Below are 15,747 nucleotides of genomic sequence, written 5' to 3' on the forward strand. Positions count from 1 at the left end.
TGAAATATCAGCTAAATCCTATGTCCTGACACATCGTTAACTGTGTATAAATTATTCTTCGTCCTTATACCAAGATGAGTACATCAGGTAGTTATGGGCGATTTTCTGATTCAATTCTTTGGCTTGGGCCGGGTCTACTTTTTTTATAAACTTGGCGGGAACACCTCCCCAGATGCTTCCGGGCTCTATCACAGTGTTGCTGAGTACCAGTGAACCAGCTGCAACAATTGCGCCTTCACCGACAACTGCATGATCGAGCAAAGTGGAACCCATGCCGATCAATGCATAATCTTTGACGGTGGCTCCATGGATGGTAACGTTATGTCCTACGGAGACATGATCGCCTATTTCAATGGTTGATTTTTCATATAAGGTGTGTAGCACGCTGCCGTCTTGAATATTAACGCCGTCACCGATTCGAATGGAGTTTACGTCTCCTCTCAGCACGGTGCTGAACCAAATACTACAGTCGCGTCCCATTTTTACATCGCCGATGATAACGGCATTGTCGGCAAGAAAACAATTCTCACCGATTTCCGGGGTAAATCCTCTTACTGATTTTATTAAAGCCATAAATTCGTTTGTTTATATATAGATTTATCATAGTGCAGACGTTGCTGCCTTTAACCATGCTTTTTCTTCTCCGTCCAAGTGTGGAGACAATGTTTCGTATACTTTCTCATGATAGGAGTTCAACCAGGTTATTTCTTCTTCGGTAAGCATGTCCTTGATGATCCCTTTTTTGCAGATAGGGCATAAGGTGATGGTTTCGAACTCCAGATATTCTTCAAACATTCCTCGGCCTATGCTGCATACAAGTTGCAGATTCTCGATGCGGATGCCGTGGCTACCCGCTTTGTAAACTCCCGGTTCATTGGAAACGATCATGCCTGGCAGGAGCGGAGTCGGATTCTCATTCATCCGTATGCTTTGAGGCCCTTCGTGTACACTCAGGAAATGACCTACGCCATGTCCGGTGCCGTGGAGGAAATTCATTCTTTTTTGCCAGATAGGCATCCTTGCCAATACATCGAGCTGAGTGCCGCGTGTGCCGAGAGGGAACCGTGCCATTGCAAGTGCAATGTGCCCCTTTAATATAAGTGTGTAATCTTCTTTTTCCTCATCCGTTAATTCTCCGAGAGCGATGGTGCGGGTAATGTCTGTTGTCCCATCTAAGTATTGTGCCCCGGAGTCCAGCAATAAGAAACCTTTCGGCTGAAGAGGGATATTTGTTTCTGGGGTGGCGGAATAGTGGACGATAGCTGCATGCTCTTTGTAGCCGGCAATGGTGTCGAAGCTTTCTCCCATGTAAAGTGCTTGTGCGGCACGGTATTCGTGTAGCTTTCGGTCGATGCTGAGTTCGGTTTCCTGTCCTGTGGGAACCGCTTCTTCCAGCCATTTCAGAAAACGGACAAGGGCAATTCCGTCCCGCTTCATAGCAGCATGTGTCCCGGCTATCTCTTGTTCGTTGCGGACAGCCTTTAATAATGAAACCGGGGATGTGCCTGCAATAATTCTGCATGACGGATTGACGGCAGAGTATATGGCATAATTTGTTTTTGTGGGATCGAGTAGCAGGTTTTTTATATTTAATTTTCTTAGGTAATCCTCTACATCTGCATAGGGCTGGATGTCAACATCTTGCGATTTCAGGTAGTCATGTACCTCTTTTGTAACTTTCTCCGGTGAAATGAATAAGACGACATTGTTTTTAGTGATGAGCAGGTAGCTGATTATGACAGGATTGCAATGCACATCACTTCCGCGCAGGTTCAGTGTCCAGGCTATCTCGTCCAGTGCGGACAGGAATAAACCTTCCACTTCTTTTTCTTCCAGATTTTTGCGAATGGTTTCTATTTTCTCTTTACAACTACGACCGGCATATTTCAAGTCGTAGATAAAAGCCGGGGCATCTGGCATAGGTGGACGGTTTAGCCATATTTTGCCAATAAGGTCTCCGGTGATTTCCAACTCTATTTGGTGCTTTTTCAGTAACTGGCTTAGCTGCTCGACTTGTGATACGGAGAACATATTTCCGTCAATTCCTACTTTCTCATCCGGTTGCAAGTTTTGGCATAAGTATTCAATGAGCGTAGGTGTTTCGGGTAACATTTCCTTGTACAATGTTATCTCTGTGTCTTTTAGCTCATCTGCGGCTTGTAGAAAATACCGGGAATCAGTCCAAAGCCCCGCTTTGTCTGACAGGATGACGACAGTACCGGCTGAACCGGTAAATCCGGATATCCATTTTCTTGTTTCCCAATGGGGGGCGACATATTCACTTAGGTGCGGGTCTGTACTGGGGATAATAAATGCGCTGATTGGTTGTGGCTTGAATAGCATCCGCAGGGCATGTATTCGCTCATTAATCTTTTGCTCCATAATAATATATAACTTAAAATACCACGATTTGCAAAAATAGCAATAAATACATAACAAAACATCTGTATGACCGTATTTCTTGCTGTCTCTGAAATCATTAACTCTCTCTTAATAATCTCCTATTTTTTTAACGCTTATAGCCTTCAAAGAAAACTATCCTCGGAGAAATGGTTATTCTTCGAGGATAGTCTGATAAATGTTCCGTGGCTGCTATTGTTTAGAGTTGGATGGGATTATCTTACATTTACTTTGCTTGACTTAGTCCCAATGCGAACAATGTAGCAGCCTTTATCTACCGGAATACGGCAGTTGGCCTCTTTGCTTGTGTAGATCAATTCTCCTGACAATGAATAGATGTTTATTTCGTCAAGTCCGTCATTGGAGATAACGATGGTTTGGCCTTCGCTATAAACTCTGAAGTCTGTAATTGCCTCGAAAGATTCAATGCCTGTGTCCTTCATAAAGTCGAAAGTGATTACACCATCTACTTCTTTGATGTTTGTTATCGGCTTGCCTACCTTTGCGCCTGAATTCCATAACATAGCAGGTTCTGAATCATCTGTGAAGGATGTGTTTTTTGATGAGCCGGGGAATACATCTTTCATGCTGCTTCCTTCTGACTCTCTTTTGTTTTTATCTGCTACTACCAAGGATACATGCTCGAATCCATCAGTGTTTACAGTGTTGCTACGCCATATTCCTTTGTCATATTGTATGTGGCAAATTAGCAAGCCGTGTCCTGGCAGGGCGGCATCCCAACCTACGTTTTGCCGATTCTCAAAAGTGAAGTATTCATTTGGATTTTTTTCCGATACTAGGAAGTATGCTTTGTTGGATGTGGCTAATGCTTCAAGTGATACGGATTGTGGGCCGTCCAGAAGTTCCGGTTTTAACCATCCCAAAGTATATTTATCCATGGCGGTATAGCCGGCAGGGGTCTTTGATTCATTGTTATACGAACCTATATCCATTACATCCCAACCGTTCAAACCAGGACAGCCGGAATATCTCGGATCATAAATATCAGGTAATCCTAAAATGTGGCTAAACTCATGACAAAAAGTACCGATGCCGTCCAAAGTACTTCCTGTTTTTCCTCTAAGTTCGCAAGAGCAAGAATAACGACCGAGGTACAGTCCATCATACAGATTCCAATCTTTGTATTCCAGGGTGGAAGATTGTGGCCAAACGGTTTCTTCCGGTCCTCCTTGGGCTTCACCGTAACCGGCATAGATGGCATATACAAAATCCACAACTCCGTCCTCATTCAAGTCATATGAACTGAAGTCTAAATCGGGATTTTGTTCTTTGGCTAATTTTACTGCTTCTGCCATCATTTCGTCCACTCTTTCTTTCCCGGCTTCTTCTGCAGAACCATAATATTTCCGGTTTTGGGATAAGGTGATAGGTCCTACTACATCAAAATGTAATTTCAGTTTGTTCTCGGATTGGTTTAAAAAGTAATCCCGTACGCTTCCGGAAGCGATGTCGCCATCGTAGTTTTCTTCGTTCATTACGCGATCATAAGCTTCGACTGTTGCTGCTTCCGATAGCTTTATATCTTGATATTGTACGAGAACAACCAAGCCATGAACTTCTCCTACGGTTGGAAAATCCTGTTTGATGGTTCCTGGGCTAACTGCTTTTTGCCTGATCGATTTATCTAAGTTCATTTTTTCAATCAGGACATTTCTGAGGCTCTCTTGTCTTATACCTCTTATATATGTAATTTCATCAGGCGAGCGAAGTGTTTCGTCATGAGCAATCAGTGGACTTGCGATGACTTTACCTTCTTTGGATAACTCCGCATAGCAATAAAAACCGTTCAGACTCTTTTGTAGCATAAGTCCGTCAACTGTTTCATAATAGTGCATAAACTCGTCACCACGCAAATAGACTGTGAGTGTAGTACCATCCGGTTGTGTGAGTTGATGTTTTACGGGAAGTGCTGGCGCAGCTTCCATTGTCGCAATACACATAAATGTAATAAGCAAATTAAAAAGTAGTCGCTTTTCCATAACCTATAATTAATTGATGATTTGGTAAAAATATGCAAAATATATTTATTAGGCAAAGAAGTGATATTAAAATTAATACTTTTTGTCTATTGTAGAAGAAAAAATATTATAGATAATGTATTATTTATAGTAATAAAATGATACATAAATAAACTATGAAATGTATGTGTAACATAGATAGATGGTGACTTTTTTATCTTTGGATTCTCTTATTAATCATTAACAATATTCTATTTCTTGCAATTATCATGATTTTTCCTTAATATTGCATCTGTAAACACACAATAGCCAAAAAAAAACAAATGATGGATCTTGCGCAAATAATACGTGATATATATCCGGTTTCGGATGAAGGATTAAATAAGATTTCAGCCTGTGTCCATACTCTTCATGTTAAAAGAGGGGAATTGATTATTACGCAGGGGAAGAAATGTGAAAATCTTTTTCTGATTCGGAAAGGTTTGGTGCGCTCTTATTGCGATGATGACGGAAAAGAAGATACCCGTTGGTTCGCTATTGAGGGAGATGCTTTGGCCTCCATTCACTCATTGTATAGGGGTGAACCTGCTATGTCGTCTGTGGAAGCATTGATCCCAACAGATTTATACTACATATCAAAAAGCGATGTCGAAGAATTGCTTAATTATTCAAAGGAACTAGTTTATTGGGGGTATATGTTGGCTATAGAGGAACTTTATGCGTTGGAGCGGAGATATACCTATATAGGTACAGGCGATGCTTTTACACGCTATAAATCATTTATGAAAATGCGGTCTCGTGAGACTATTCGCCAGATACCGTTAAAGCACATTGCGTCGTACTTAAAGATGACCCCTCAAACATTAAGCAAAATAAGATCTAAATATATTAAGGAATAGCCGTAGATGTGGGCTTTTGACGAAAGGTTATTCCAAAAGAAAAACTTTTTGTGTTTTATTTCTTTTCTCTTTTGATTTCTTAATCTAGATTCAGTAGATTCTTGTTTCAAACCACTAATTTTGTTTAAAATCAAAATGAGTTATGTAACTACTTATTAAAAGAAGAACATGCCTCGCGATTGGATTATATTTTTCTTATATAAGTAATGAGAAAAATAAGATTGTTATTTCTTTTGCATTTGTTATTTTATTTGCGATGAAATAATAATACAAAACATATTATTTCTATGAATGAAATAATATTACTATATTAATTATTGATATTTACATTATAATAATTAGTATGTTTCACTAATAAATGATTTGTGTTATGAAAAAGTACTACCAATTAGCATGCATGCTACTTTGTTGGCTTGCCTATGCCAGTGGCGTAAATGCCCAGTCTATTAACTCCCCATCAAAGGAGAAAGCGGTACGCGATGTGGAAAATCGTACGATTTATGCGGCTGTTACGGGTAATCCGGCTCTTGACGGATTCGGAATGTCTACCTTTAAGAGTGATACTCCACAAAATATGACATTGCTGCATCCGTGGGAGTACGGAACGTTTATCTTCTCTGGGGCTGCCGCTTATGGGGAGTATTATGGCTTTTTCTATTACTATGATAATTTGGGTGGAGTATTACCTGAATCATTTAGTAAAGTGAACCTTCGCACAGGTGAAAGGACTGTGGTGAAAGATTGGAGTGATGTTAATGTGCATTTCTCCGATATGACTTTTGATTATTCTACGAATACGATGTATGCGGTAGGGTTTAACTTAGGGGATACTAACCTTTATACTATAGATATAGAGACCGGTAATATCACTACAGGTCCATTGCTGACAACTAATTTGGGAAACCAAAATACTCCTATTATTGCAGCAACTTATGACGGCCGTTTATATTGTATGAATACAAAGGGTGTCATTTATCAGATAGACAAAGAAACGGGTAATCTGACCCGTGTTATGGATACCCAAATATCATTGGGGTATAATCAATCAATGGAGTTCGATCATACGGATGATTGTCTGTATTGGGCCACTATGGTAGGGCTTCCAGATAGTCAAAACGAATTGTATAAGATAGATATTGATAAGAAAACGATTAAATCACTGGGAGTTTTGGGTACAGGAGAATATACGCAAGCCTGTGGTCTGTATATTCCTTATGTGCTGGCGGGATTTGATGCTCCGGGGGCGGTAACTGATTTGAAAGTAGTTCCCGCAGAAAAAGGGGCTCATGAAGCAGTGATTACATGGAAAAACCCTGTTAAAACACATGGTGGAGACGAATTGACAGGAACTCTGACAGTTGTTTTGGAAAGAGATGGTGAAATAATAAGTAGCTCTTTAGGAGAAGCAGGTGCAGAAATGTCATGGACTGATAAAACCGTAGGACAAGGTGAACATCTTTATACGGTTAAAGTGACTAGTGAAGTAGGAGAAGGACTGCGTTGTGATATGGATGCTTACGTGGGAGACGATGTACCCAGATCTCTTACTGATTTAAAGACCAGCGTAGGAAATGAATGTAAGACTATAAAACTGGAGTGGTCTATTCCGGAAGTAGGTGCCCATGGAGGATATTATGATAAGACAGCTGTTAGATATAAAATTGTACGTTATCCGGATAAGGCTGTGGTTGAAGAGGAATGGGAAGGAAATACCTATGAGGATAAGTCTATCAAACGTTTGGGTGCCTATTATTATGGTGTTACTGCGATAAATAAGGCCGGATCGAATAAAGAATACGTTCTGAAATCGGCTATCATTGCCGGCAAAGCGGTAGATGTTCCTTATGAATGTAGCTTTGAGGATGAGGCTATTGTTACGAACCAATGGTCTGTAGTGAATGCTAATAATGACGATAATACTTGGCTTTTGAATTCAACTATGACTAAGAGCGTTTTTGGCGATTATCTTTTTGGTGCCAGCTATTTGGCAGATCCTAACGTCAGTACCCAGGATGCTGACGAATGGTTGATAAGCCCCCCTATTAATTTTGAAGCAGGGAAAAAATATTATCTAAGTTTTGATTCTCGTTCGGCCGGAGTGGATGAGTTGAATCTTACAATGGGTAAGTTGAATACGATTGATTCTCAAACCATAATGTTGGAATCTGGTTTGCTTACGGAAGAGGCTGACGAAGATAATCCTGTTCTCAAGAATTATCAAATACAGTTGCCGGATGGTGTGGACGGTATCTATTGTGTAGGAATTAATTTGGTAACAATGTTTGGTGATTGCGCTATGTTCCAAATCACTAATATCGGTATTGAAGAGGGCATTGCATCAGGTATCGAATCTATGTCTCTTACTGAAAATGTCAAGATTGCTATGGCTGGTGGTCGCTTGGTTGTTGAAGGCGATTTTAAAACAGCTGATGTTTATGATACGACGGGAGTACGTGTTGCTACGTTAAATGCAAACAATGCTGAGGCTGCAACTGCAGGTTGGCATCCGGGTATTTATATTATAAAGGTAGCCAATGGCGACTCTGTATTTACACAAAAAGTTGTTATTAAATAATCATCAAAATTAAAATTGTTATGAAAAAAAATAGTTTCCTTATAGTTATTTTGTTGTTAGCGAATATTTTTTCGGCTTCAGCAAAGATAGAAAGGGCGTTTTCTGCGGATGGGCTTTGTAATGTGAAGATCGAGGTAGATAAAGGGAGCAATGTAATAGCTACGACTATAGCTGGACATGGAACTCGGTTGACTTTAACGGATGGTGTTAATGATGTTCAGTTGGATGATAGCGAAAATCCTCTACAGATAGAAGCGGCAGAAGGAGCTGAGATCGTGTCATGTAAGGTAAATGGTAGTGATGGTAGCATTGGTGGTGATGGTAAATTACGTGTTGGGATAACGGAAGGATTGCACATTGAAATTACAACGAGATCTCTTTCTGCTAACCCTGCGGTGACTTTCTCGGTAACTGATCCAAGTCATATAATCGTAAAAGCAGACGATGAGCTTGTTAGTGACATAAGTTCCCCTAAAGAATTTGCGAAAGGGACAATGTTGACTATAGCACCTGCTGATGGGTATGAAGTTATAAACGTTTCTACCACTGAGCGCCCTACCATTCCATTTGCAAATGGCGTTTATTCGATTCGTGTGGAGCAAGAAATGACGATTTATGTTCAAAGTCAGGCTGCTAATCCAGTGGTTACCTTTGAAATTGATTATCCGGGAAGAATAAGTGTGGTGAATCAGAGTACTCGCAAGCCTATTGATATCTCTTCTTCCAAGGTTTCTCTTCCGAAAGGTACTGTAATGGAAATCCAGGCTTCTGATGAAAAATATTCAATCAAATCAGTAAAGGTAAATGGACAAGATAAAGCACCTGCTGGTGGTAGTGCAATATATAATGTAGGGGTAGAAGGTAATATGACGGTTGCTATTGCGACATCATCGACAGTTCCTTCTGTTAAGTTTGATGTGGACAAACCGGAGAACGTGAAGATTCACAAATTAGGTAGTGAAGAGATGTTGGATGTAGCAAAGACATATGAAATGGAAAAAAATACGCAGATCGTAATCGAAGCGGCATCTGATGAAGTTCGTATTGCATCTGTAATAGCCAATGGTATGAAATTGACACCTCTTGGAAATGGTACTTATATGACGTCTGTTGCTATGGATATGGTAATTGAAGTGAAAACGAAAGGTAATCTTCCTACTTTGGACTTTAAGGTGGATGCTCCCGAGCGTATTAATGTACTGAATGGAGCTGAAAAATTGGATATAAGTGAAATGGTCGAATTGCCTATTGGCACGGAAATAACGATTGAACCTGCAAATGAAAATTGCATTATACGTTCTGTGGTGGCCGATGGTGAAGAATTAGAGGCTGGTTCAGATAAAAAATATCATGTGACGGTAGCTGGCGATATGGAATTTGTCATTGAAACGGCAGCTTCTTTGGTATTGCATATTATTCAGCCGGAAAAAGGTGGTACGATTGCTGTATATCGTGATGGACAAGAACTCCATGAGGGAGATGTCGTTATAACAAATGACAAATTGTCTTTCAAGAATACACCTGATGAAAATTACTTCTTTGTGAACTATATGGTCAATAATGAAGAATGTGTAGAAACGTATACGGTATCAGGATCAACTGATATTACTGTAGGTGCGGTGTTTAGAGCCCTTAGAGACGGTTATGTTGCAGTCAATTTTGAACTTGATGAGAAAGGGGGACTACTCAATATTAGAAATATTGTAGATTCTGAATTTATTTCGCTTGATCCGTCTAAACCTTGTGAAGTGAAGAAGGGTAGTGCGATTAATATTTGGATTTTTACTGCTACGGTTAATATTGCAAGTTGTACAAAGAACGGGGTAGATGTACCGGCAGATGCAGACAAAGAAGGTAGAAGTTACACTATGACGGTTGATGAGAATGCTACTATAAAAGTTACAACGGTTAAATTAGTTAGTGTGAGTGGCGAACATACCAATGATGATATGTATAATAGTATTGGTGATGTATATATCAAGTATAAAGGTGAAGTTGCCAACACTTTCATCGTTCCAGTAGGCACTACCGTGGAATTGGTAGCGGAACCGGAGGAAGGTTATATTTTGGATTATTACTATCTTAATTATGACGAAAGCACAAAGTTTACAGAGAATGCGTATACTGTTGAAAATACAGATAAAGAGATTATCGTAATTAAGGGTGCTTTCAAAGTAAATCCAGATAGCGGCATTGAATCTCTGAATTCTATTCAAGGTCATTATGACGCGGAAACTATGCAAATCATTACTACGGGAGGAAATACGAAAGTATATACAGTCTCCGGTAAGATGGTTCTTGAATCTAATGAAACAAACATAAGTGTTTCTGCTTTGGAAAATGGCATATACATCGTGAAGACTCAGAAGGGTGTATTTAAATTGGTAAAGAAGTAAAGTAGCAGGATTAAAAGTAAGACTGTATCAGCTCTTATGGGCTGATATAGTCTTATTATTCTTTATTGTTCAATGAAAATAATCTATATATGATAAAGTGTAAATATCTTTTATTGGTAGTCTGTTTGGTATGGGCCGGCTCTATATTGAATGCTCAATGGTGTGTGGCTCCTGATTCTCCTATAGAACAGCAATCAGGAATCTCTAAAACAGTCAAGGATCAGGGAAATGGAAGGGTGCTTTACAGCTATTGCTCTTCTGATGCAGCGGTTACTGCAAAAAGCGGAATCGGATCCAATACGGATGATGATGTCAAAGTGACGACTGCAATTCGCTTGTCTGAAGGAATGATGGGGTTGCTGAAAGGTCGGAATATTTATAGTTTAAAAGTCGGTATAGCTGCTGATGCAGATGACGCTACTGTTTTTATCCGTAAAGAGGATGGAACAATTTTGTGGCAAATAACAAAAGCACTGGAATTGGGATGGAATGACGTTGTTCTTGAAAATCCTTTGGTAATACCGGGAGATCAACCTCTTTATATTGGATTCAGCGCTGTGCAACATGATCGTAAATATTTGATTCCCGTTGCTAAAGAGACCGGTAAGGTGAATGGTTTGTTTTTATCTGCAAACGGTGAACCTTTGACGGAATATACGAGCATGGGAAATCTTTGTTTGAAAGTCGAAGTTGATGGTAATGAAAGTGAATTCGGCTATGTTGCAAGTATGCTGAAAGCTTATTCTACCAAGCCTTATTTATTAGAAGGAAAAGAGGCGGCTACAGATATGACGATTTATTTTTTGAATGAAGGAGAGAATAGTATTTCCAAGATTAAATTGGGGCGTAAATTGAATGATAAAGAATTGAGCGATACTATTTGTACTTTCAAAAGAAGGTTGCGCGCGAATAGTTTAGGTGAATTGACTTTGAAAGTTGCTCCGACCGAAAGTGGAAACTATACGTTTACATTGAAAGAAATAGAAAAGACTCCGGTCTCCGTGAAACCCATAATGGCTGGTGTCACCATTTATAAAGCGGAAGATGCGATTAAGCGCGTAGTACTAATTGAAGAGTTTACCTCTCAGTCATGCGGCAATTGTCCCGCTGGGCAAAAGGCTTTGCATAAAGTAATATCGGGCAATGAGGATCGTGTAGCACTGGTTCTTCATCATTCTGGATATGAGCCGGATATATTTACTAAACAAGAAAGTGTGAATTACTGCTATTTTTATAATACGACAACTTATGCCCCGGCTATGATGATTGATAGGACGCACTTGTCTGATTACGATACTGATGGTGTGGGTTCGTTGGTTTTTGATCCCCGTAACTTCAGTGAATCTACATTCACAAAAGAGCTGGCATTGCCTGCGTTAGTTTCTGTGGATATAAATTGCTCTTATGATGAGGCAAGCAGAAAATTAACGGTTATTGTTTCAGGGAACAAAACCGTGGATTTAGTAGGAGATCATGTCGGGGTAACTGTGTTTCTGCTGGAGAGTAATTATATAGGTTACCAACACGGCAACGGAGGAGGATCTGAGTTCGAACATAATAATTTCCTTCGCGCTGTTCTTTCGGATCAGACTGGTGATGTAATCTCTTTTGCAGCAAATGGTACTTACAGTAAAAGATATGAATATAAAATGCCTGAGACTTATGTGTCGACTACAGGAAAAAAAACGGAGGCACATCCTGAGAACATGAGTATTGTGGCATTTGTTTCCAATTTCGATACGGTATATCCGGATAATTGTTTCGTACTGAATGCAAATAAAACAACCTCTCTGAATGCAGGAGAAACAGGGTTGAAATCGGAAAAAGCAATAGAAAAATCGCTTCCGGCATTTGCTAAAGAAGGCAAGGTGTATGTTTGTGGCGAATATGAAGACTTGAAAGTGTATAATTTGCAAGGAATGGAGATTCGTAATGAAGACTTGAAACCTGGCGTTTATATTGTGAAGATAATCGGTTCCGATAAAAAAGAATATGTGCGGAAAGTATACAGTCTACACTAAGGTGCTTTTTGAGGAATTTGATTAAATATTGAGATTGGTTAAGAAATAATAATGGTGTTAAGTGTAAGACTATATCAACTTCCCTATAAAGGTTGATATAGTCTTATGTTTTTTATCAAATGAGATAAAAATGGTGTAAGATGAAATATAAATATTTACTATTGGTAATAGGTATTCTATGGAATAGTTCTGTAGTATGTGCCCAATGGCGTTCTGCTTCGCAGGAATCGGTTAAGCAACAATCCGAAGTTGATAAGATCGTTAAGGATCAAGGAGATGGAAAAGTACTTTATGGGTATTGTTCTCCTTCGGCCAAAGTCAATTCAGGTAGTGGAATCGGATTTCAGTTGAATAAAAATACTGAAGTGACTGCAGCCATCCGTTTCTCCGAGGGGGTTATGAGTGTGGTAAAAGGGCGGAAGATTTATCGCCTTAGGATTGGTGTAGCTTCCAAAGCTGATGACGCTAAGGTGTTCATTCGGAAGCCGGATGGAACTCTTGTTATGGAGATGTCTGCAACGCTGAATTTGGGATGGAATGATGTTGTGTTGGATACTCCCGTAACTATCCCAGAGGAGAAGGAACTCTATATAGGATATCGTTGCACGCAGTATCCGGGTGAATATGTGATTGCATATGAAAATACTACGGCCAAGGCTAACGGAACACTGATGGCTTTGGGTAATGGAATTTTGTGGGAATATTCGGATTTGGGTAATCTTTGTATATTGGTTGAATTGGAAGGCACAGAAGATGAATTCAATTGTCTTGGAAGCATATTGGGTGTTTTTCCTTCTGAGTCTTATTTGCCGCAAGGGTTAAAGAAAAAAGTTGAAATGGTGATTCGTTTTTTGAATGAAGGAGAGAAGGAGGTCACTAATATAAAACTTGGTCGTAAATATAATGGCAAGGAATTGGCTGATACGATTTGTGCTTTTCATAATAAAGTGCGAGCAAACAATAAAAGTGAATTGACTTTGGAAGTTATTCCCGTTGAAACCAGTAAATATGAGTATACCTTAAAGGAAATCAATGGGAATCCTGTGTCAGCTTCCATAAAGGAAACAGGGATTTCTTTATATGATACGGAGGATGTTGTACATCGCGTGGTGTTGATTGAGGAGTTTACTTCACAGGCCTGCCGTAATTGTCCGGCGGGGCAAGAATCTTTGCACAAGATGATTTCCGGTAATGAGGACAATGTAGCAATGGTTCTTCATCATTCCGGATTCGCACCTGATATCTTTTCGATTATGGAAAGTGATGGCTATTGTTATTTTTATGGTTCTCCGTCTACGTATGCACCGGCTATGGTAATGGATCGGACTTATTTATCGTTATATGATACTGATGGAACGGGAAGTTTAGCTTTTGACCCTCGTAGCTTATCGAAATCAACTTTATTAAAAGAATTGAAATTGCCTGCAATGGTGTCTGTCGGTATAAAAAGTAAGTATGACGACGCGAGTCGAAAATTGACGGTTACCGTGTCAGGGCATAAGATTACTGATCTAGTGGGCGAACATGTCGGATTGACCGTATTCCTATTGGAGAGTAAATATGTGGGCAATCAAAGTGGCTTCTCTGGTGAATTTGAGCATAATAATTTTCCTCGTGCCGTATTATCTGATGCGACAGGGGATGTAATAACTTTTAATGGAGATGGTACCTATAGTAAAGAGTATGTTTATACCATTCCCGAATCCTATACATCGACTACTGGACAGGTCACTGAGAGCCATCCTGAAAATATGAATGTGGTGGCATTCGTCTCTAACTATAATAATGTATATCCTGATTTTTGTGCCGTGTTGAATGCAAATAAAACGACTTCGTTGAATGAAGAGGTGACAGGACTGAAATCGGAAAGAGCAACAGATCAATCTATTCGAGCTTTTGCAAAGGATGGAACGGTTTATGTTTACGGAGAACACAGTAATCTGAAGGTATATAATCTACAAGGTATGCCTGTTCCTAATGAAAACCTGGTGCCGGGAGTTTATATGGTAAGATTGACAGGTTCGAACCAGAAAGAATATGTGCGGAAAGTATGTGTCGGTAATTGAGATAATGCAGTATATCCATTAATTCTTAAGCTCATTTCATTAAGTCGTCTGAGTAGAGCCAATTTAGGAAATGAGCTTATTCTTTGTTATATAATGCATCTTTTCTTGAATTATTGGGCATGAAAATAAGCTTATGTGTTGATTTTGAGAAATAATTGCTAAAAGTTTTGTGAATAAAGAAAGTATGTGTAATTTTGCCGCGCAATTTGACTGCGGAAATTTTAAACCAATAAATATTAATAGTAATAAAATGATTGTAGTACCTGTAAAAGAAGGCGAAAACATTGAAAAAGCGCTGAAGAAGTTTAAGAGAAAATTTGAGAAAACTGGTATCGTTAAAGAACTTAGAAGCAGACAACAGTTCGATAAACCGTCTGTAACTAAAAGACTTAAGAAAGAACGTGCAGTTTACGTTCAGCAACTTCAGCAAGTAGAAGATTAATTATTCGTAATTTCCTTTGAATTATTGAATACTTTTCATACATTCGTTGCAAAATTATAGATGTAGCGATGTTATGTTGACAGATTCTTTCCTTGATTATCTCCGGTATGAACGGAACTATTCCGAAAAAACCGTATTAGCTTATGGTGAGGATATTGCTCAGTTGGCGGAGTTTGTTAAGGGAAAAAATGGAGATTTTAATCCGGTTGAAGTAAATCCGGGAATTATTCGTGAATGGATGATTTCATTGATGGATAAGGGGTATACTTCGACATCTGTAAATCGTAAACTAAGTTCGCTCCGGTCATTCTATAAGTTCCTTTTAAAACGAGGAGAGGTGAACGTGGATCCGTTACGTAAAATAGCGGGGCCTAAGAATAAAAAACCGCTTCCTTCTTTTTTGAAAGAGAGTGAAATGAATAAATTGCTGGATGAAACGGATTTTGGTGATGGATTTAAAGGCGTCCGGGATCGTCTAATTATAGAGATGTTTTATGCCACCGGTATAAGGCTTTCGGAATTGATCGGTTTGGATGATAAGGATGTAGATTTCTCTGCTTCTCTTTTAAAAGTGACTGGAAAGAGAAATAAACAGAGGCTGATCCCTTTTGGCGATGAACTAAAGGAAGAGATGCTGATGTATGTCAATGTAAGGAATGAACGGGTTTTGATGAGGTCTGAAGCGTTTTTTGTGAAAGAAGATGGAGAAAGGCTTTATAAAAATTTGGTCTATAATTTAGTGAAACGAAACCTGTCGAAGGTAGTGACGTTAAAAAAGAGAAGTCCTCACGTGCTGAGGCATACTTTTGCCACAACAATGCTAAATAACGAGGCGGAATTGGGTGCGGTAAAAGAACTTTTAGGTCATAGTAGTCTAGCTACTACTGAGATATATACGCACACTACTTTTGAAGAACTTAAAAAAGTGTATAAACAGGCTCATCCGAGAGCTTAAAAAAAGGAGGTAAG

The 15,747-nt window shown here is 39.3% G+C and carries 10 protein-coding genes; 7 read left to right on the forward strand and 3 right to left on the reverse strand.

What is annotated here, in order from left to right; genetic code table 11:
• Positions 1 to 51: 51 nt before the first annotated feature.
• The 3 genes from H8744_RS07440 to H8744_RS07450 all read right to left on the reverse strand — a co-directional run bounded on the left by H8744_RS07440 (position 52) and on the right by H8744_RS07450 (position 4,400).
• A complete protein-coding gene (locus H8744_RS07440) occupies positions 52 to 573 on the reverse strand; it encodes a gamma carbonic anhydrase family protein (protein WP_262434247.1) in 522 nt (173 codons plus the stop codon).
• Positions 574 to 600: 27 nt separating this feature from the next.
• Positions 601 to 2,382: an aminopeptidase P family protein gene (locus tag H8744_RS07445; RefSeq protein ID WP_262434248.1), complete on the reverse strand. Its 1,782-nt coding sequence runs from the start codon at positions 2,380 to 2,382 to the stop codon at positions 601 to 603.
• Between the two features lie 233 nt (positions 2,383 to 2,615).
• Positions 2,616 to 4,400 carry a M6 family metalloprotease domain-containing protein gene (locus H8744_RS07450; RefSeq protein ID WP_262434249.1) on the reverse strand — a complete coding sequence of 595 codons (1,785 nt, stop codon included), beginning with the start codon at positions 4,398 to 4,400 and terminating at the stop codon, positions 2,616 to 2,618.
• Positions 4,401 to 4,702: 302 nt separating this feature from the next.
• Between H8744_RS07450 and H8744_RS07455 the strand changes: the two genes are divergently transcribed.
• From H8744_RS07455 to xerC, 7 genes are all read left to right on the forward strand, one after another.
• Entirely contained in the window at positions 4,703 to 5,278 is a 576-nt protein-coding gene (locus H8744_RS07455) for a Crp/Fnr family transcriptional regulator (RefSeq protein WP_262434250.1), read from the forward strand.
• A gap of 370 nt (positions 5,279 to 5,648) precedes the next feature.
• Entirely contained in the window at positions 5,649 to 7,853 is a 2,205-nt protein-coding gene (locus H8744_RS07460) for a T9SS-dependent choice-of-anchor J family protein (RefSeq protein ID WP_262434251.1), read from the forward strand.
• A 53-nt stretch (positions 7,854 to 7,906) separates the two neighbouring features.
• Positions 7,907 to 10,249, forward strand: a complete 2,343-nt coding sequence (locus H8744_RS07465) for a T9SS type A sorting domain-containing protein (protein WP_262434252.1) — start codon at positions 7,907 to 7,909, stop codon at positions 10,247 to 10,249.
• Positions 10,250 to 10,338: 89 nt separating this feature from the next.
• The gene (locus tag H8744_RS07470; RefSeq protein ID WP_262434253.1) at positions 10,339 to 12,270 is read left to right on the forward strand and encodes an Omp28-related outer membrane protein; all 1,932 of its coding nucleotides are present in this window, start codon (positions 10,339 to 10,341) and stop codon (positions 12,268 to 12,270) included.
• 140 nt (positions 12,271 to 12,410) lie between these two features.
• Positions 12,411 to 14,336 carry an Omp28-related outer membrane protein gene (locus H8744_RS07475; protein WP_262434254.1) on the forward strand — a complete coding sequence of 642 codons (1,926 nt, stop codon included), beginning with the start codon at positions 12,411 to 12,413 and terminating at the stop codon, positions 14,334 to 14,336.
• 250 nt (positions 14,337 to 14,586) lie between these two features.
• Entirely contained in the window at positions 14,587 to 14,778 is a 192-nt protein-coding gene (gene rpsU, locus H8744_RS07480; protein WP_002558090.1) for a 30S ribosomal protein S21, read from the forward strand.
• Positions 14,779 to 14,851: 73 nt separating this feature from the next.
• A complete protein-coding gene (gene xerC / locus H8744_RS07485) occupies positions 14,852 to 15,733 on the forward strand; it encodes a tyrosine recombinase XerC (protein WP_262434256.1) in 882 nt (293 codons plus the stop codon).
• Positions 15,734 to 15,747: the final 14 nt, after the last annotated feature.

Source organism: Jilunia laotingensis (genome assembly GCF_014385165.1).
GTDB classification, from domain to species: Bacteria; Bacteroidota; Bacteroidia; order Bacteroidales; family Bacteroidaceae; genus Bacteroides; species Bacteroides laotingensis.